The sequence below is a fragment of the Halorussus pelagicus genome (assembly GCF_004087835.1).
In the GTDB taxonomy this organism is placed as follows: domain Archaea; phylum Halobacteriota; class Halobacteria; order Halobacteriales; family Haladaptataceae; genus Halorussus; species Halorussus pelagicus.
The window spans coordinates 2022430-2041019 of record NZ_CP035119.1; the positions used below are offsets into that span (position 1 = coordinate 2022430).

Consider the following 18590-nt stretch of genomic DNA (forward strand, 5'->3'; position numbering starts at 1 on the left):
GGATGAAATGAGTCCGCTCTCATATGAAGCCGATACCGTTCGCAGTTGCCGTTTCCGTCGCATTCGCCCTCGCGTACTCGTTCGTTCGGTTGCTCTGGGACGACGACATGCCCAACATCATCGGGTAAGTCCCGGTACGAGTCGGCGACCGTTTTCGACCGAATCCGGTCGGTCAGTACAGCGAGAGGTGGCCCGTCACTTTGTCCACGAGGTCGTCGTCCGCCGGGCCGACCGCCAGCGCCGTGACCGTGCCGGGGTCGAGTTGGGTGTGGCCCGCATCACGGATAATCGCGTGGGGAATGCCCTCTGCGCGGGCCTTCTCGGCGAGTTCGAAGAGTTCGCTCTCGCCGTTGCCTTTCACGACGACTTTCTTCTGGCCGCCGCCCTTCCACTCTTTTCGGGTCTTCGTGCCAGTGTCCTCGTAGGCCGACAGCGAGGCGTGAGCGACCTGTGCGGCGAGTTTTCCCTGCCCCATGCCGAGGTCGGCACGGGCGACGATGGTCTGTTTCATGGGGAGTCGAACGATTCGGGGCGTTAAATCGGTGGCTACTCCGGGCGCGAAAACGACACCGAATCGACAAAATCATGTGGTCCGGTTCTCCACCGTTTCGCATGGTCCTCGACGCCCTCCTCCGACCGGACGACTTCTTCGCCGAGCGCGCGCCGGAGTTGAGTCTCGGCCGCGCCGCGGCAGTCGTCCTCGTCGTCGCCCTCGTCACGACCCTCGCCGTCGGCGCGTTCGGGTGGACGCTCGGCCAGCAACTCACCGCCACGACCGAGATACCCAACGAGGAGCGCCCGCCAGACTGGATCTGCGAGAACGAGGCCGACAGCGACGCCGAGGAGATGATACAGGAAGACTGTGACGAACCGAAGCAGAAGACGGTCGTAGTCGGCGACCTCCTCTGGGACACCTTCAGCGAGTTCCTTCCGTTGGTGTTCGTCAGCGGCCTTGTCGTGTGGCCGCTGACGGCGGTCGGTCTTCACGTCGCCTCCGCGATGGTCGGCGGACAGGGGTCGTTTACCGACACGCTCGCGGTCACGGCGTGGGGCATGATTCCGAGCGCGATACAGGTGATAGTCGGGGTCGCCTTCCTCTACGCCGCGTTCGGTAGCATCGACCTCGCGGCGTCGAACCCCGAGGCGCTCGCGCCCCAAATACAGTCGATGGTCGAGCGCGCACGGGGCGACACCGTGCTCCTGTCGCTGGCCGGAGCGGTCTGGCAGGGGTACGTCTGGTCGTTCGGGCTGAAACACACCCGAGACCTCTCGACCGGCGGGGCGGCGTTCGCTGGCGGCGGCGTCGCGCTCGTCGTCTTCCTTCTGGGTCTCGCTTGAGAGACCGGTTCATTTAGGCCCCTCGGGGCTAACTCCCGAGTATGATACTCTCGGACGCCGACATTCTCGACCGGATGGAGGCAGGCGACCTCGTGGTCGAACCGTTGGACGACCCCGACCTCCAGATTCAGCCCGCGAGCGTGGACCTGCGTCTCGGCCGCGAATTTCTGGAGTTCCAGCGCACGAACATTCCCTGCATCCACCCCGACAGCGAACAGGAGGTCTCGGAGTACGTCACCGAGACCTACGTCGATGAGGGCGACGAGTTCATCCTCCACCCCGGCGACTTCGTGCTGGGAACGACCAAAGAGCGCGTCGAGATTCCGCCGGACCTGCTGGCCCACGTCGAAGGCCGGTCGTCGTTCGGCCGTCTCGCGGTCGTCATCCACGCGACGGCGGGGGTCGTGGACCCCGGCTACTCCGGCCAGATAACCCTCGAACTGTCGAATCTCGGGACCGCCCCGGTCGCGCTCCGGCCCGACACCCGAATCTCGCAACTCATCTTCACCGAACTCAAGAGTCCGTCAGACCGACCGTACGGTGCCGAACGGGGTTCGAAGTATCAGGACCAGTCCGGCCCGCAGGCGTCGAAAATCGGCGGCGACGAGGAGTTCGGCGGCGAGCAAAAATCGGGTGATTCGGCGTGAGGTTCGCCGAGGAGATCGTCGTCGAGGAGTTCCTCCCGACGGTGCGCTCGATGCTGGCCGAGGACCTGCGCGACCGCGGCCTGACCCAGAGCGAGGTTGCGGACCTGCTCGGCATCAGCCAGAGCGCGGTGTCGAAGTACGCCAACGGCGAGGTCGAGCGCAACGAGCGCGTCCTCGCCGACGAGCGCGTGGGGAACCTCGTCGGCCGACTCGGCGAGGGACTGGCCGAGGGGACCATGAGCAGGGTCGAAGCCCTCGTGGAAATCGAGATTCTGATTCGGCGACTCGAAAACCGGGACCTCATCGCCGAGATTCACGAGACCGAGATGCCCGAACTCGCGGGCCACGGCGGCGACTTCCACGTTCACGACCCCGAGGGCGACCTCCGGACGACCGAGCGCGTCCGGTCGTCGCTCCGTCGGGGCCTGACCATCGTCGAGAGCGCCAGCGGATTCGCGTCGCTCATCCCCGCGGTTGGTTCGAACCTCTGTGAATGCACGCCCGACGCCGACGGCATCGACGACGTGGCGGGCGTGCCCGGCCGCATCTTCGACGTGAAAGGTCAGGCGACAATCCCCTCCGAACCCGAGTTCGGCGTGAGCGAACACGTCGCCTCGCTGTTGCTGGCCGCGCGCCAGGCCGGGAACGATGCCCGCGCCGCGCTGAACATCCGCTACGACGCGGACCTCGTGGCCGCGCTGGAGGACGCGGGCCACGCGACCGTCGAGTTCGAGGCCGAGTACGACGACCTCGATTCGGTGGTCGGCGCGGCGCTCCGCGACAGTCCGGACGCGACGGTGCTGTACCACACCGGCGGCTACGGCGTCGAACCAATCGTCTACCTGCTGGGCGAGGACGCCGAGGCAGTCGCGGAAATGGCCAGAAATCTGCTCTGAGTCGCCGTCCGCTCCGTCTCCCTCGCCGCGGTGCTACTTCTCCGGACGAGTTCGCAGTAGAATCTCGCTGTCCTCGACGGCTTCGACCCAATCGCCCTTCAGCGCGAAAGCCTCCTCGTCGGCCTCGTGGCTCCCCCAGTCGAGTTTTGCCTTCATCTCCTCGGTCAGGGTCGGGTCAGGTTCGACGTAGGCGGTGCCGTCCCGCACCTCGGTCACGACGCCGAACTTCTCGCGGTCGGCGTCGAACACGGACGCGCCCTCGTCGGCTTCGGTGAACTCCATGAGCGAAATTCGACGCCCTCAGGCAAGACGACTGTGGCCATTCCGGACGGGCCACCCGAGTGGTTGCGGTCACGGGTCGCTTTCTTCTCCGTCGAAAAACGCGCTTCGCGTACCTCGACAGTGCCGACACGCCGCCGAAAAGCGGCGGGAGTCACTCACGGTGGCGTGACCAGTTCGTCCTCGGATTCGTCGTCAGCGCCCTCGGTGGCCGTCGCGTCGTCAGCGTCGAATTCGTCGTCAGTCTCACCGTCACTCGTCGCACCCGACTCTCCGTCCACGGCCGCGTCCCCGGCGACGATTTCTCGGGGTTCGATTTCGTCCGACTCGCCGTCGTCCGTCCCTTCGTCAGTCGCGTCCGCCGCCGTCTCGAACGATTCGAGGAGTCTACTCAGTTCGTCGGCGCTGTCGGCCAACTCGGCGACGCCCTCGGCGGTCTCGCCGAGCGCGGCGGTCTGCTCCTCGGCGGCGGCCGCGACGGTCTGGGTCTCGGCGGTCGTCTCCTCGCTGATGTCCGAGACCTCCTCGACCATCGAGACGACCTCGCGGGCCGACTCGGCCTGTCGCTCGGTCTGGCGACTCATCGCTTGGATGTCCTGGTTCGTCTCGGCGACGCCGTCCACGACTGCCTCGAAGGCTTCGACCGCTTCCGTCACCGTCTCCGCGCCGTTCGAGACCTTCCGGCGAGTCTCGTGGATGCCCGCGGCGGCGTCGTCGGTCTGGTCGCGGACGCGGTCGATGGAGTCTTCGATGTCCTCGGTCGCGTCGCGGGTCTGCTCGGCGAGTTCCTTCACCTCCTCGGCAACCACGGCGAATCCGCTTCCGGCCTCGCCAGCGCGAGCGGCCTCGATGGAGGCGTTGAGCGCGAGCAAATTAGTCTGCTCGGCGATGTCGGTGATGAACTCCGTCACGTCCTCGATGTCGGCCACGAGGTCGCGCAACTCCTCGACCGCTTCGACAGTCTCCTCGGTCTGCGTCTCGATGGCGTCGAGTTCTCGGACCGCCGAGGCGGCCGACTCCCGGCCGTGCTGGCCGCGCTCGGCGACGCGCTCGGCCCGGTCGGCCGCGTCGTCGGCGGCCGCCGACACCCGCTCGGCCGTCGAAGTCAGGTCGTTCATCTCGCCGACGACCGACTGGAGGTGGTCGCTCTGCTCGGCCGCGCCGTCGGAAATCTGCTGGACCGACTCGCTCACGTCCGCGCTGGTCGCGGTCACCTCCGAGACGGTCTCGTCCACGAGTTCGCTCTCGTCGGTGACCGTCTCGCCGAACGCCCGGACCGACCGCAGGGTCGCCTCCCACTCGTCTACCATCTCGTTGAACGCCTGCGCGACTTCGGCCATCGCCTCGCTGTCGGCGTCCTCGTCGAGTCTGCGCGTCAGGTCGCCGTCGGCGCAGTCGGCCATCGTCTCGCCGAACGCCGCGGCGGTCGCTTCGAGGCGGTCGCCGAGTCGCTCGGCCTCCGCGCGGGCGCGCTCGGCCTCGCGGCGCTCGCGTTCGACTTCTTCGCGGGCCTGCTCGGTCTCGCTCATGGCCTGCTCGGCCTTCTCGCGGGCGGTTTCGGCTTCCCGAATCTGGTCGCGCAGCGAGTCGCGCATCGCGCCGAAGGCCTCGTAGAGACGACCGAACTCGTCGATGCGACCGGTTTCGAGGGTCACGTCGAGGTTGCCCCGTTCCATCTCCTCGGCGGACTCGGTGAGCGATTCGAGCGTCGCGGTCTGTCGGCGACCGAATCCGACCGCCGCGACCCCCAACACTGCGATGGTCGCCAGTATCATCGCCCCGAGACTCCGCCCGACGCTGTCGCGCATCGCGTACGCGACCCCCTTCGGCGTGTGACTTAGCACCACCCAGTCGGTGCCATCGACGGGCGCGTAACCGACGATTGACGACTTCGTGGACGCGAACCCGGACGCGGTGGTGTTGGCGGTGTCGCCCGCGGAATCGGCCGACTCGCCGGTCTCGGCGCGCTCGGCCAGCGCGGCCGCGTCGAAGGACTCGGAGGTGTTCCCGCTGGTGTCCAGCACCGTCTCGCCCGCGCCGTCCACGACCAGCGTCTCGCCGCCGTCGATAGTCTGGTGGAAGTTGTTCGCCCGCACGCTCAGGCTGGCGACCACGACGACGGCGTGCTCGGTGTTTTTGGGCGGCGAACTCACGAACGCGATGGCCTTCTCCTCCGAGACCGGACTCACGTACGGGTCGCTCGTGACGTGGACGTTGGACGGCTCGTTCGTCTTCGCGTCCAACGTCGCTACGTCCCACGTCGCACCGAGGTCGGACATGTTCTCGTCCACAACTTCGCGGGAAGTGCTAGCTAGTACCTCTCCAGAACTCACTTCGACGTAGTGGACCCCGACGATGCTCTCGCCGAGCGACCGCTGTTGGCCCAGCAGGTAGAGACCGATCTCCTCGACGTTCCCGTTCTGGAACTGCTTGGCCTGCGAGAGCGTCCGCGTCTGGCGTTCGAGTCCGCGAATCCACCCGTTCAGCCCGTCGGCCTGTAACTCCGCGGTCGAGGTGAGTTGGTTGCGAACCCCCGACTCCAGTTCCGCTTGGGTACTCGCGTAACTGAACGCACCGACGGTCCCGGTGACCAGCATGACGACCAGCACGCCGACGAAGAACTTGCGTGCATATCGTTTCCGTATCGAGTTAGGGACGAAATCTGATATCCCGAGTCGCTGGTACCACCTGTCGGTATCCTTCATCGGTCTGAACTCTCCACCCGCCCTTCTTAAAACCTAAGACTATATAGGTAACGTAAGAGAATATATCTTAAATTTGGCCGTTTCGTCTGCATATCTGCCACCGAAGTTCGGGATTTGGCCTCAGACGTTTACTTGTCGGCCGTCGTCTACTCCGACATGTCACGCGATGCGACCGCGGCGGCACAGCAGTTCTACGGCCGGTGGGCCGACTTCTACGACCTCCTCGCGCGTTCGACGCCCGGTCTCGGGCACCTCCGGGCGCGCGCGGCCGACGCCCTCGCGCTCGCACCCGGCGACACCGTGGTCGAGATGGGCTGTGGCACCGGCGCGAACTTCCCGCACCTCCGCGAGCGCGTCGGGCCGACCGGCCGGGTCGTCGGCGTGGACTTCACGCAGGGGATGCTCGCGCGCGCCCGTGAGCGCATCGAGCGCGAGGGCTGGCGGAACGTCCACTGCGTCCGCGCCGACGCCACCGAAACCGAGTTTTGCGAAGCCCCGGACGCCATCTTGGCCACCTTCGTCGTCGGAATGGTCGCCGACCCCGCCGCCGAGGTCGAGCGGTGGACCGACCAACTCGCGCCCGGCGGGCGACTCGCGCTTCTGGATGCCGCCCAGACGACGCGCTGGTTCGGGTGGCCGGTGAACCGGGCGTTTCGGGGTCTCGTCGTCGCCTCGTCGCCGACCGGAACGGACGCCTACGACGCCGCGCCGTGGACGGTACTGGACGGTCGGGTCGCGGCGGCTCGGCGGGCGCTCAGAGCGCGCGCCGACGAGACGACCCACAGCGAACACGCGCTTGGCGTCGTGCGGATTACGGGCGGGCGAGTGGCTTGACGAGTGGTCTCGCGCCAGAAGGGTCCAGTTTGGGGAGCGGTAGGCGATACCACTCCCGGATGACGGACACTGACTGGCAGAGTCGCGTGTCGTCACTTCGATAGTGGTGCGCCGATAGAATAAACAGAGTCCATCAGACAGTGCGGTCTGTCAGACCGGCGGCCCGGAGACTCGGCGAACCGGTCTCACCCGGCGAACCGCCGGACCAACTGCTCGCGCACGACGAGGAGGCTCGGCAACACCGTCACGCAGGCGACGAACGCGAAGACGATGCTCAGTCCGGTCACGAGACCGAACCGCCGGAGCGGGGGCGACAGCGCGAGCGCGAGGACGCCGAAGCCCGCGGCCGTGGTCGTCGCACTGCCGAGGAGCGCGCCGCCGGTTCCAGTCACCGCCGCCGAGAGGGCTTCGTCCAGCGAGTTTCGACGCCGCCGCTCGTCCACGAACCGCTCGCCGAGGTGGACGCTGTAGTCCACGCCCAGCCCGATGGCCAAGCTGGTGATGACGACGGTCTCGCTGTTGAACGGGATATCGAGCAGCGCCATCGCACCGAGGAGCCACGCGAGCGCAAGGACGACCGGCAGGAGCATCGTGACCGCGAGTCCCGGTGCGCGGTACCGCCACCAGTACACGCCCGCGAGGAACGCGAGGATGACGACCAAGGTGACGGCGAAGCCCTGTACGAGCGTCTCGAACAGGGCGCTCTGAACGACCGCGGTGATGACGGGACCGCCGGTGGCGACGGCCGTCACCGGGGCACTCGCTTCGATGCTCGCCGCGACTGTCCGCACGTCGCCAGCGACCGACTGGACGGACGCGTCGCTTTCGACGCCAACGACCAGTCGAGCCGACGCATAGGACCCGCCGTCGGTCCGGTGGAGAACCGAAGACGCCCGTTCGGGGGCAACCTCGAACAGCACGTCGTACACCGCCCCGACCTCCTCGTCCGGAAGTCCGTCGCCGTCGGCGTCTCGCCGTTCGACGGCTCGCGCGAGCGTCCGGTTCTCGGCGGCGACCGACCGGAGGACCGTCACGGGACTCTCCATCGCTACGGTACCGTCCGCGTCGAGAGCGACGGTTCCGTCGGGGTCCGCGTTCCGGTCGGCCCGGTCGATTGCGGTGAGCGCGCTCGGCGCGGTCACCTCCTCGCGTATCAGTATCTGGGCTTGCGATCCCTGACCGCGCTGGCGAAAGGTGTCCGAGATGTACTCGAAGTTCTCGCGCACGTCGTACTCGCCGGGCGCGAACGGCTCGGGGAGCGATTCCATCCACTCAGGGGCCTCCTCGGGCAGGAAGTCGGCGCGGTTGAACTCCGTGTCGAGACCGGTCGCGCCGTAGGCTCCCGCCGAGGAGACGACCAGCGCCGCGAACACGACTGCGAGGGGCGCCCGCCGGGAGACGCTCGTCGCCCGTTCAAGCAGCCGCCGAACCGGTCCCGACTGCCCCCCGACTGGGGGTTTCCGGCGTTCCCGACCGCGCCGGTCGAGGAGCGACTCGACTTCGAGTTTGACCGCCGGGACGAACGCTGCGAAGACCAGAAACATAGCGACGATACCGCTCGCGCTGAGGAGCGCGAAGTCCCGAATCGACGCCAACGGGCTGACGTAGTTCGAGAAGAACCCGATACCCGTGGTGAACGCCGCCACCGCCAGCGCGACGACGACGCCAGCGACGGCGGTCCGCATCGCGTCGGCCGGGGCGTCGCCTCCTCGGCCCGACTCGGCGTCGCTCCCGGTTCGGGCCTCCCGGTAGCGCATGACGACGTGGAGCGAGTAGTCGATGGACAGTCCGACGAGGAGGAACGGGACGGCGATGAGTATCGAACTCGACGGGATGGCGAGCCAGCCCTGTACGCCCGCGAACCACGCCATGACGACGGCGACGCCGAGGACGCTCACGAGCACGTCAAGGAGGTCGCGGTAGGCGAACGTCAACGCCGCGAGCAGGAGAGCGACCGCGACGGGCGTGATGACGAGGAAACTGTCGCCGATGGCTCGCGACGAGGCCTCGTCCACGACGCCCTGTCCGAAGACGAACGCGTCCGCGAAGCGCGCCTCGACCAGCGAGTCGAGCGCGACCTGCGCGTCGTACGCCTCTTGGGACCCACCGGAGTCACGGTCCCCGCCGTTCTGGAAGACCAGCGTCACTCGCGCGTCCGCCGTCGTCGCGCCCGCTTCGTGGTCCGATGGAAGGAACGCTGCGGGGTCGCGGCCGCTCGCCGTCGATTCCGAGCCAAGGACCTCCTCGACGAGGGTCTCGACCTCGGCGGGCGAGCGCGATTCGAGCGCCGTTATCTGGCGGTCGAGCGTCGGCGGGCGGCCCGCGTCCGGCCCGGCTGCCGCCGTCCCGTTGGTCCCGCTCGCAGCGGGGCGCTCCTCGGCGGAGGCAGCAGCGGCCACGAGGTTCTCGACGCCGACGATTCCCGCGTTCGGTCGGAGGGTCGCGTTCACGGTCGCGTTCTCGCGCATCGCCCGTTGGAGTCGTAGGCTCCGCAGTAACGACTCGCGGGTGAGAACGTCCCTGCCCTCGTCTCTGACGACGACTTGCGCGACCACCGCGTCGTCGGCTTCGTACGTCGATTCGATGCGGTCGAGCGCGGCCTGCTCGGGCGAGTCGATGGCTGCACCGCCGGTCTCGCCGCTCGCGTCGGGACCGAGAATCGCGCCAGCGCCGACGACCGCGGAGAGAACGAGGACGACCGCGACGAAGAGTTTGCTGTGCGATGCGAGCGCGTCGGCGTATCGGGCGGGCAACCGCGATTTCATCGGTACCGCCACCTCCCGAGCGTTCGGGCGGTCTGTCTCGGCGAGTCGGGGCGACCGGTCGCTGCGTCGGGACTTCTCATCACTCCCTTCTCGGTCGTACGGTGATAAAGAAGACCGGAGCGTTCCCGCGGCGTGGGACAACCGGAACGGCCGCCCGGAGCGGGACGACTGGAGTGGTCGGACCGAAACGACCGAAACGCGACGAGACGACCTGAACCGGTCGAAGCGCGCTCCGGGTCAGTAGCCGTAGAGACCGTATATCATCACGAGGAAGCCAAGGCAGGCGATGACGCTCTCGAAGAGCATCCCCTGTACGCTCGGGACACCGAAGACGTGGTGGAGAATTCCGACGAGGAACGTCCCCACGGTGATGACCAGCAGTCCGACCGCGAAGTACTGGAGTCCGTCGATCTTGGTCCGCTGGTAGGCCCGGTACGCCAGCAGGGTGACGATGCTCCCGAGGAGCAACGCGGCGATCTTGACGACGCCGAGCAACAGTATCAGACGGTCGGTCATGATTCTCGCTTCATCTCGGACCAGAACGTCGCCATCCGGTCCTCCGGATCGTCGCCGGGTCTGTCGATGGAGACCGAGAACTCGTCGTCGTCGTCGATAGTGACGGCGACTTCCGTGAAGTCGCGCTCGTACAGCGTGGCGTTCGGACCGTCTCGCCGAACCTCGGTGTACTCTCTGACGAGCGCCGCCTCACGGAGCCGGTCAAGTTTTCGATACGCCGTCGAACTCGCCAGTCCACACTCCTCGCAGAGTTCGTTCGCGGACTTCGGCTCGTCGAGCGCCACGAGTAGCTCTCGACACTTGTCGTCTTCGAGCGACTGTAAGACCGTCGAGACCGGCGGGTCGCCGTCTCCCGAACGCTCCGCAGTCGTCTCGGCTGTTCGCGCCGAGTTCGAGCGCGTCGGGACGAGTGAGAGCCGACTCGGGTCGATGTAGTTCCCTGCCATCCGATGACGTACTCCTGTGCCTCGACTCTACGGCCGATTCGTCGGTAGTGAGTCACGTTACGTGCCGAGGACGGTATAGTGGTACCGAATCTTCCCGGAGTTTTGGAGTGCATGGAGAGCCGATAGGTCGGGGGTCGAGAGCCGTCGCGCGTCGGCGGTCGGGCTACTCGTACAGTTCGGCGTGAGTCTCGCAGAACTCGGGGTCTCGGAGTTGAGCCTCGATGACGCCCGGTTGGCGATGCGGGTTCGAGAGCCGACAGCGCTCGTCGTCACAGAACCCCTCGCCGGTCCGCCAGCAGTGGACCGCCTGTAGGACGTAGCCTTTCAGCGCCTCGGTCGTCCGAGGGTCCTCGGCGACCAGAAACTCGCCCTCGACTTCGCTCTCAAGCACCTCGCGGGGCGGCGCGTCGCCCGACAGCAACGCCGTCTTCTGCTTGGCCTGATAGTACGCCTCGGGCTTGGCGGGCGCTTCGTAGAGACCCGGCACCGACACGAGCGCCGGTTGCCCGAGGACGTTCACGCGCTTGTGCCACCTCCCGTCGTGGTCGCCCCACGTTCCGACCGGACGGTCCAGCAGGGCGACGTGGAGGTGGTCGAGGGTTCGCTTGCGCTCGGGAATGGCGGCGTTGAGCGCGCGCTGGACGCCCAGACCGTCGTAGAGGACGCCGCCAGCGCGCTCGGGGTGGTCGAGCGCGCGCTCCTCGTACCGGACGATTCCGAGCATCGTGTTGCCCGTTTCGCGCTCGTACGGCGAGGAGACCCGCGTCTCGGCGAACTGCTCGGGCAGGGCTTCGTCGCGGTGAACGTCCAAAAATCGGTCGCGGACCTCGACGGCGATGGTCTCGCCGTCGTCATCCTCGACACCGGCGACTCGCTCGCGGAGCCAGTCGGCTATCTCCTCGGCGTCCGCGACGGTCGTCGGCGCGCGATACAGCGTGACCTCGGTCATGGGTCTGGTTGGAGTCCTCAGTCGTCAGCAGAGGCCGCCTTCGTGGTCATGTCCACCGGTTCGGCATCGACTTCCAACTCGTCGAGGGCGCACTGAGCGGCGCGCTTGCCCGACAGCAGCATCGCGCCGAAGGTCGGTCCCATCCGCGGGAGACCGTAGGTCGTCGCAGTCGCCATGCCGGTGACGATGAGGCCGTCGTGGACGAGACCGGTGTGTTCGACCACGGCGTCCTCGCTCTCGCCGACCCACATCGAGTCGTGGCCGGGCGAGTCGTGGCCGGGCGCGCCGTAGGAGTCGTCGCCGGTCTGGTCCATGCCGGTGGAGTTTTCCTTGGCGTCGCCGATGCCGGGGGCGTCGAGGACGCCGCGCTCGTCGAGTTTCGAGACGGCCATGCCGTCGTGACCGGTCGCGTCGATGACGAGGTCGGCCTCGACCGCGATGGGGTCCACACAGGTGATTTCTCGCGGGAGCGCGTGAACCGGCGTCCAGTTCATCACGATGCCGCCGACGCGGTGGTCTTTCCGAATCACGATGTCGGTGAACTCGGTCATGTTCTGCATCTTCGCGCCCGCGTCGCAGGCCGCTTTGATGAGGCCGGAACAGGCTTCCGGGCCGTTGGCGACGTAGAGACCTTCGGAGTCTTGGGACTGCTTGTAGTCCACGTCGAGGTCGCCCAGTACGTGCTGTGCCGGGTCTCGGACCGTGACCTTGTTCATCAGGAAGCCACCGAGCCAGAACCCACCGCCGAGATAGTTGTTCTTCTCGACGACCATCGTCTGGACGCCGCGCTCCGAGAGTTCCTTCGCGGCCATCAGACCCGAGGGACCGCCGCCGACGATAATTACGTCGGAGTCGCTGAAGTCCATGAACTCCTCGGTCCACTCCTGTCCGATAGCACGCGTCACTTCCGCCTCACCCACGTCGCTGAACTGGTCGAATTCGCTCATACAACTCAGTAATACCACAAGGTTGTTGAAAGAGGTTGCGGAATCGGTCGGCGTGGGGTACTGCGGTCTAGTCGGCGTCGGCGTTGGCTCTCCGGTCGTCGTCCGTGCCGCCCGCGCTCGACAGAAAATCCGGCTCAGAATCCTCAATACCCGTGATACCGCGACCCTCGGAAGGGTTATCGGTGGCGGGGGTCTCTATGTAATTGTAATGGCAAACGGAACTGTTGATTTCTTCAACGACACAGGCGGCTACGGTTTCATCTCTACTGAAGACGAGGACGACGACGTATTCTTCCACATGGAGGACGTTGGCGGTCCCGATCTCGAAGAGGGAACGGACATCGAATTCGACATCGAACAGGCCCCCAAAGGCCCGCGCGCGACGAACGTCGTCCGCGCATAAATCGGACGGTACGTCGCGTAACGCGACGCCAGCACTACGATTTTTGCGACAATCACCTACCTAACAGCGCAACGCTTAGAGCGCGTTCCGCAGGTCCGAGCCGTACTCGCTGTCGGCGTAGCGACCGCGCTCGTTCCAGTCGGCGACGCTCCGGCCGACAGTCTCCAGCGCCGAGCGCAGGCGGTCGGTATCGACCGCCTCGTCCTCGCGGAGCGCCGCGCGCGCCGCGCTCTCGGCGACCAAGCGGAGGTCCCCGACGGTGTCGCCCGCCGAGGCTTCGACCGCGGCGTCCCAGTCCACGTCGCCGAGCAGTCGGTCGTCGAGCGTCGCCCGGAGGACCGCCTCGCGGGTGTCGGCGTCCGGAAGCGGCACCTCGATTCGTTCGGCGAAACATCCGGTGTGGAGTACCGAGTCGGTCACGTCCTCCACGAGGTGGGTCGCGCCGACGACGAACACGTCCGGGGGCGTCGCGGCGAGTTCGGCGACGAGTCGATGGGTCAGCGCGCGGTCGGCCGCGGCCGAACTACCGGGAGTGAGCGCGTCGAGGTCGTCCACGAACAGCACGCAGGGCGCGTTCGCCCGCGCGACCTCGAAGGCGTCGGCGACGTTCTCGGTCGGCGACCCCTCCCATTCGACGGCCAACTTCGTCGGCGTCACTCGGAGGTACGGCCGGTCGAGTTCGCCAGCGACGGCGCGACTCAGGTACGTCTTGCCGCACTCGGGCGGACCGTAGAGCAGGACGCCGCCCGGCGAGTCGAGACCGTAGTCGGCGTACTGCTCGGGGTTTTGGAGTTGGTCGAGCGCGCGCTCGCGGAGCGCTGTCGTCGCTTCCGCCATGCCGGGCACCGTCGAGAAGTCACGCTCCGGCACGGGTTCGAGCAGTTCGCTCGCGTCCAGCGAGACGCCCGGCGGTTGCCGAACGCCGTCCTCGCAGTCCCCGCCACTCGTTGTCACGTCGTACTCGTCCAACCACGCGGGGATGCTCGTCTCGACCTCCTCGGCGGCCGCCAGCAGGTGGTTTTCGCGGATGTCCGCCTCATCGGCGAGCGCCGCCCGCGCCGCTCGCTCGGCGACGAGTTCCACGTCGCTGGAGGCATATCCCGACGTTCGTTCGACCGTCTCCACCAGCGAGAGGTCCGCGGCGGTTGGTCGGCCGTCGAGGTGGACCCGGAGGATAGCCTCGCGCGCCGCGGCGTCGGGCGGCGAGACTTCGACGCGCTCGTCGAACCGGCCCGAGCGCAGTACCGCGTCGTCCACGTCCTCGACGAGATTCGTCGCGGCTAGCACCACCACATCTTCGTCGCTCGCGCCCTCCAACTCCGCGAGCAGTTGGTTGACCATCTGCTGTTCGGTGTTGGTCATCTCGCCGCTCCGGTCGCTCGCCACGGCGTCTATCTCGTCGATGAAGACAAGACAGGGCGCGTTCGCCCGCGCGACGGCGAACACGTCGGCGACGTTGTCCGCGGCCTCGCCGACCCACTTGCTCGTCAGGTCGCTCGGCGAAATCGAGAGGAAGTGGCGGTCGAGTTCCCCGGCCAGCGCGCCCGCCATGTGGGTCTTGCCACACCCCGGCGGGCCGTAGAGTAGGACGCCGTCGGTCACGCCGAGTCCGTAGCGTTCGTACTTCTCGGGGTCTTCCAGGGGGTCCACGACCAACTCCTGTAGCGTCCTCTTGAGGTCGGCCATCCCGCCAACGTCGCCGAAGTCCCGGTCCGGATTCGTCTCCGCGATGGACTGAACCGACAGTTCCACGTCGTCGGGGACGGTTATCTCGTCGGCCGACTCGTCGGAATCTTCGCCCGCCTCTGTGGCGGACTCCCCGTCGGGTCGCGCCTCGCCGGACGAGTCGTCCGGCGAGAGCGCGCCGCGAATCGCGTTCTCCGCGTCGTTGCCGGTCCTCGAATCGTTGCCCACCACTGAATCGTCGCCGACCTCCGACTCGTCGCGGTTCTCCCGCGCGTCCGAACCGTCCACGCGCGCCACGTCTCGAATCCGGGATAGGAGCGTCGGCGCGCTAGCGACGTGGTCCGAGAGCCACGCGCCCCGACGAGTCGCGTCGTCGTCTATCCACTTCGTGTCGCGGAACGCGACCAGTCGCTCGCCGCCCGAGTCGTCGCCGAACTCCGCGAGCCAGAAGGGGAGGTAGAGCCGAGTCACGTCCTCGATTTCGACGACTCTCTCCGGGTCAAACTCCGCGGGCAGGCCGTAGCGCTCGCGGAGTCGCTCGGCCGAGTCGGCGTCGGTCTCTCGAAGCGTCTCGGCGAGTTCGGCCCGGCCCGCCCGCTTGTCGCGGTTGAAATCGAGCGGAAGGACCGACTCCGGCCCGGCGTGAGTGCCGAGTCGGTACCGACCAACCAGCGAGACCGGGACCGGCGACCCGGACTTCTCGGCGAACGGCGCGAGCGCCGCCTCGTGGCCCGCATCGCGCCCGTCCAACAGCACGTCAGCGCGTCCGGCGACCGCGTCGGGGTCGCCGGGCGGCGTGTACGCGATGCGGACCCTGAGAACCGGGTAGAGAACGCGACAGAGCCTGACGAGTCGCTGGTCGGCGAGCGCGTCGTCCACCGCTCCGAGCGCGTCCCGGACGGTCTCGGCGTCGGGCAGCGTCCGGTCAACGTAGCGCACTTCGTACTCGTTCACGGCGTCGTCCCCCGTGCGAGTGAACTCCGAGAACTCATGCAATCGTCGCGTAGTTCTGTCGGAGCGACAAAAAGATGCCGGGAAGCGAGCGCGGGCGGTCAGTCCAACTCACCGCTTCGAATCGCCTCCTCGGCTTCCTCAAGCGCGGCCTCGCGGTCGAAAGTCGCCACGATTTCTGCCAGTTCCTCGCGGGAAGCGTCTCGCTCCTGCAACTCGCGGGCGTGTCTCGTCATATTCGGCACGGCCCGGACGATGTTGTCGATAATCGGAATCGCGGCGGTCTGGGCCGACCGGGACAGCGGATTCAGGTCGATGACGATTTCGGTCTTGCCCATCTCGGCTAGCGCCTCCGCTCGGTCGCCGTCCTCCAGCGGGACGACCACCGCGTCGGCGTCGTAGATGCCGTCCTCGTCCACCTTCGCGCGCTCGTGGTCGAGACCCGGAATCCGGGCGTCCGCGGCGAGTCCCTTCACACTTTCCGCGCCGTGGTCGCGCAGGTGGTCGGCGATAGCCCGCACGCGCTCTTCGGTCCGGTTGAAGAGGTTCACCTCGATGTCGGCGTCCACGGCCGCGGCCAACTCGACCATCGCCTCGGGCGCGAGCGCGGCGACGTTCCCGTTCACCGAGAGGACAGGGTGGTCCGCCAGCAGGAGTTTCGCGGCGGCCGCTCGCTCGGCCGCGTCGGCGCTCGGGATGGTCTCCTCGCCGAGCAGGTAGTCGTAGGTCTCGCCGCGACCCTGCGCGATGAGTCCCTGCTTGCTCGTGATGCCCTTCTCGACGCCCGCCTCGATTCGGTGGCGGGTCCGGAGCGATTGGGCGCGCGGGTGGTCGTCGGGAATCTCGGTCATATTTCCCTCTCGGCACCCGGCGGGGAAAAATCAGTCCATCTTCAGCGTCGCGCCCGCGGGATGGGTCTCGCAGGTCTCGGGTTCGTAGCCCGCCCGCGAGAGACTGTTGCCCAGCGCGAAGACGGTCTCGCCGAGCATCGCCATCGCGGCCTCGCCGCCTTCTTCCTCGACCGCGGCCAAGACCTCCTCGACCTCGGGCGTGAGCAGGTCGGCCTCGCGGGCGAACTCCCGCGAAGCGGCCATCAGCGTCGGCAGCGTCGGTTCCTCGACCAATCGGACGAGTTTATCGACGCCGACCTCCGAGAGGCGGTCGGTGTTGCCAGCGAGGACTTCCGAGGTCGAACGCTCGCCGAGCGTCAGGTACTCGACCCGACTCCGGGCGGGCACGCCGTCCATCCGGCCGTACTCGGGCGCGCCGGGGTCGAGTCGAATCGGGACCCCGCCGCGGGCTTGGGCCACCACATCGCCGAGTCCGGTCCCGGACTCGACCTCCGCGGCGTGGGCGATGGCGACCAGTTCGTTCTCCGAGCGCCCGCAGTCGAAACTCCGGTTGGCCGCCAACGCGGTCCCGAGCGCGGCCGCGCCCGAGACGCCGAATCCCGCGCCGATGGGCAAGTCCGTCGTCGCGGTCACGCGCGCATCTACGTCGAGCGCGTCGAGGACGCGCGTCACCGCTTCGACGGCGGCCGGTTCGTCGTTCAGTTGCATCGAGGTCTCGGCGGCGGGTTCGACGGAGACGGTCACGCCCTCCGAGAGGGTCAGCCCCGCGCCTCGGGACCCCGCCTGTTCGGGGTCGTCGGCCTCGTGAACGCTGAAGAAGCCGGTGACGTGGCCCGGCACGAACGCCCGCGACGAGTCGTCGGTCATGTGCAAGTCTTGCGAGTCGGGCCGTATAACGTTTATAATCCTCGGCGGCGGGGGACGTTCGGGATATCTTACGGCGACAGGCGTTGCCTGTCTCGCGGGAACACCGTCACTTCGCGTTGCTCGTGACGAGCACCCGCGAGACCGTCAGGGCGACAGCCGCTGACGGTCTCGCGGGAACAACACCGCTTCGCGGATGTTCTCCAGTCCGAGCATCGTCATGACGAGGCGTTCGCCGCCGAGTCCCCACCCGGCGTGGGGCGGCATGCCGTACTTGAACATCGTGGTGTAGTAGTCGAACGCCGTGGGGTCCAAGCCCTGCTGTTCGAAGCCTTCGACCAATTTCTCGTAGCGGTGTTCGCGCTGGCCGCCCGAGACGAGTTCCATGCTCGGAGCCATCAGGTCGAACCCCGTCGAGAGGTCGGATTCGTCGTCGTGGTCCTTGATGTAGAAGGGCTTGCTGTCGCTCGGCCAGTCGGTGACGAAGTAGTGACTTCCAACGTCGTCGCCCAGCGCCTTCTCGCCCTCGGTAGGGAGGTCGTCGCCCCAGACCAACTGGGCGTCGAGTTCGCCGGTGGCGTTGATGCGCTCGATGGCCTCCTCGTAGGCGAGGCGGGGGAACTCGCCGTCGGGAACCTCGAAGTCGTCGTAACCGAGCGCTTCGAGTTGGGACTCGCAGTGCTGTGCGACGCCTTCGTAGGCCGCTTTCACGACGTGTTCGCAGGCGTCCATCGCGTCGTGGTGGTCGAAGAAGGCGCTCTCGAAGTCGATGGAGGTCGCCTCGTTGAGGTGGCGAGGCGTGTTGTGCTCCTCGGCCCGGAAGATGGGACCGATTTCGAAGACGCGCTCCAACCCGGAGCCGACCATCAGTTGCTTGAACAGTTGGGGCGACTGGTTCATGAACGCCTCCTCACCGAAGTAGGTGATGGGGAACAGTTCGGTGCCGCCTTCGGTGCCCGTGGCGACGATTTTGGGCGTGTTGATTTCGGTACCGCCGAGGTCGCGTAACGCTTCGCGGACCGACCGCAGGACCTCGGCGCGAATCTCGAAGACGGCCTTCGACTCGTCTCGCCGGAGGTCGAGCGTGCGGTTGTCCAGTCGGGTCGAGAGGTCAGCCTCGACCTTCCCCGAGGGGTCCAGCGGGAGTTCGGGGTCGGCCTCGGCGACGACCTTGACCGACTCGGGGACGATTTCGACCCCAGTAGGCGCGCGTTCCTCTGCCTCCACGTCGCCGGTGACGCGCACGACGCTCTCGCGGTTGACCTCCGTGCCGGTCGCCACGAGGTCGTCGTCCATCTCCCCTTTCTCGAACTTGACCTGAATCTTCCCGGACGCGTCCCGGACGATGAGGAACGCGATGCCCCCGAGGTCCCGAATCTCGTGTGCCCATCCGGCGACGGTCGCGGTCTCGCCCGGTTCGGCGTCCGCGGCGTAAGTGCGGTCTCGCATGCACCCGAATTGCGCCGGGACAGACTTAAAATCGCTCACTTATTTGAACTACCTGTCCGATTCG

General features: G+C 67.2%; 17 protein-coding genes. 5 read left to right on the forward strand and 12 right to left on the reverse strand.

Features of this window, described 5'->3' with window-relative positions; genetic code table 11:
* Positions 1-172 precede the first annotated feature (172 nt).
* Positions 173-511, reverse strand: a complete 339-nt coding sequence (gene pth2, locus EP007_RS10140; RefSeq protein ID WP_128477542.1) for a peptidyl-tRNA hydrolase Pth2 — start codon at positions 509-511, stop codon at positions 173-175.
* A 101-nt stretch (positions 512-612) separates the two neighbouring features.
* Here pth2 and EP007_RS10145 point away from each other — a divergent pair, with 101 nt between their 5' ends.
* The 3 genes from EP007_RS10145 to EP007_RS10155 are packed head-to-tail and all read left to right on the forward strand — an operon-like array spanning position 613 to position 2881.
* Positions 613-1338 carry a Yip1 family protein gene (locus tag EP007_RS10145; protein WP_128477543.1) on the forward strand — a complete coding sequence of 242 codons (726 nt, stop codon included), beginning with the start codon at positions 613-615 and terminating at the stop codon, positions 1336-1338.
* Between the two features lie 41 nt (positions 1339-1379).
* Positions 1380-1985 carry a dCTP deaminase gene (gene dcd / locus EP007_RS10150; protein WP_128477544.1) on the forward strand — a complete coding sequence of 202 codons (606 nt, stop codon included), beginning with the start codon at positions 1380-1382 and terminating at the stop codon, positions 1983-1985.
* Positions 1982-2881 (forward strand): thiamine-phosphate synthase family protein, encoded by a 900-nt coding sequence (locus EP007_RS10155; RefSeq protein WP_128477545.1) that lies wholly within the window; start codon positions 1982-1984, stop codon positions 2879-2881. Before dcd ends, EP007_RS10155 begins: the two co-directional genes overlap by 4 nt.
* A 33-nt stretch (positions 2882-2914) precedes the next feature.
* Here the strand turns inward: EP007_RS10155 and EP007_RS10160 are convergent, their stop codons facing one another.
* Both EP007_RS10160 and EP007_RS10165 read right to left on the reverse strand, forming a co-directional pair.
* Positions 2915-3163 carry a PRC-barrel domain containing protein gene (locus tag EP007_RS10160; protein ID WP_128477546.1) on the reverse strand — a complete coding sequence of 83 codons (249 nt, stop codon included), beginning with the start codon at positions 3161-3163 and terminating at the stop codon, positions 2915-2917.
* Between the two features lie 155 nt (positions 3164-3318).
* Complete coding sequence (locus tag EP007_RS10165) at positions 3319-5865, reverse strand: methyl-accepting chemotaxis protein (RefSeq protein WP_128477547.1); 2547 nt, start codon at positions 5863-5865, stop codon at positions 3319-3321.
* A 156-nt stretch (positions 5866-6021) separates the two neighbouring features.
* Between EP007_RS10165 and EP007_RS10170 the strand changes: the two genes are divergently transcribed.
* The gene (locus EP007_RS10170) at positions 6022-6699 is read left to right on the forward strand and encodes a class I SAM-dependent methyltransferase (protein WP_128477548.1); all 678 of its coding nucleotides are present in this window, start codon (positions 6022-6024) and stop codon (positions 6697-6699) included.
* Between the two features lie 185 nt (positions 6700-6884).
* Here the strand turns inward: EP007_RS10170 and EP007_RS10175 are convergent, their stop codons facing one another.
* From EP007_RS10175 to EP007_RS10195, 5 genes are all read right to left on the reverse strand, one after another.
* Entirely contained in the window at positions 6885-9464 is a 2580-nt protein-coding gene (locus tag EP007_RS10175; RefSeq protein WP_128477549.1) for an efflux RND transporter permease subunit, read from the reverse strand.
* A 237-nt stretch (positions 9465-9701) separates the two neighbouring features.
* The gene (locus EP007_RS10180) at positions 9702-9980 is read right to left on the reverse strand and encodes a DUF7521 family protein (protein WP_128477550.1); all 279 of its coding nucleotides are present in this window, start codon (positions 9978-9980) and stop codon (positions 9702-9704) included.
* Complete coding sequence (locus tag EP007_RS10185; RefSeq protein WP_128477551.1) at positions 9977-10426, reverse strand: winged helix-turn-helix domain-containing protein; 450 nt, start codon at positions 10424-10426, stop codon at positions 9977-9979. Before EP007_RS10185 ends, EP007_RS10180 begins: the two co-directional genes overlap by 4 nt.
* Before the next feature lie 163 nt (positions 10427-10589).
* A complete protein-coding gene (locus EP007_RS10190) occupies positions 10590-11375 on the reverse strand; it encodes a DUF7001 family protein (protein WP_128477552.1) in 786 nt (261 codons plus the stop codon).
* 17 nt (positions 11376-11392) lie between these two features.
* Positions 11393-12322 carry a sulfide-dependent adenosine diphosphate thiazole synthase gene (locus EP007_RS10195; protein WP_128477553.1) on the reverse strand — a complete coding sequence of 310 codons (930 nt, stop codon included), beginning with the start codon at positions 12320-12322 and terminating at the stop codon, positions 11393-11395.
* Between the two features lie 208 nt (positions 12323-12530).
* Here EP007_RS10195 and EP007_RS10200 point away from each other — a divergent pair, with 208 nt between their 5' ends.
* A complete protein-coding gene (locus tag EP007_RS10200; protein ID WP_128478563.1) occupies positions 12531-12725 on the forward strand; it encodes a cold-shock protein in 195 nt (64 codons plus the stop codon).
* A gap of 75 nt (positions 12726-12800) precedes the next feature.
* On the opposite strand, the gene EP007_RS10205 is transcribed toward EP007_RS10200, so the two are convergent.
* From EP007_RS10205 to aspS, 4 genes are all read right to left on the reverse strand, one after another.
* Positions 12801-15365: an AAA family ATPase gene (locus tag EP007_RS10205; protein ID WP_128477554.1), complete on the reverse strand. Its 2565-nt coding sequence runs from the start codon at positions 15363-15365 to the stop codon at positions 12801-12803.
* Positions 15366-15463: 98 nt separating this feature from the next.
* Entirely contained in the window at positions 15464-16213 is a 750-nt protein-coding gene (locus EP007_RS10210; RefSeq protein ID WP_128477555.1) for a 4-phosphopantoate--beta-alanine ligase, read from the reverse strand.
* A 30-nt stretch (positions 16214-16243) separates the two neighbouring features.
* On the reverse strand, positions 16244-17080 hold the full coding sequence (locus EP007_RS10215; protein ID WP_128477556.1) for a pantoate kinase: 837 nt from the start codon (positions 17078-17080) through the stop codon (positions 16244-16246).
* Positions 17081-17224: 144 nt separating this feature from the next.
* Positions 17225-18526: an aspartate--tRNA(Asn) ligase gene (gene aspS, locus EP007_RS10220; RefSeq protein ID WP_128477557.1), complete on the reverse strand. Its 1302-nt coding sequence runs from the start codon at positions 18524-18526 to the stop codon at positions 17225-17227.
* Positions 18527-18590: the final 64 nt, after the last annotated feature.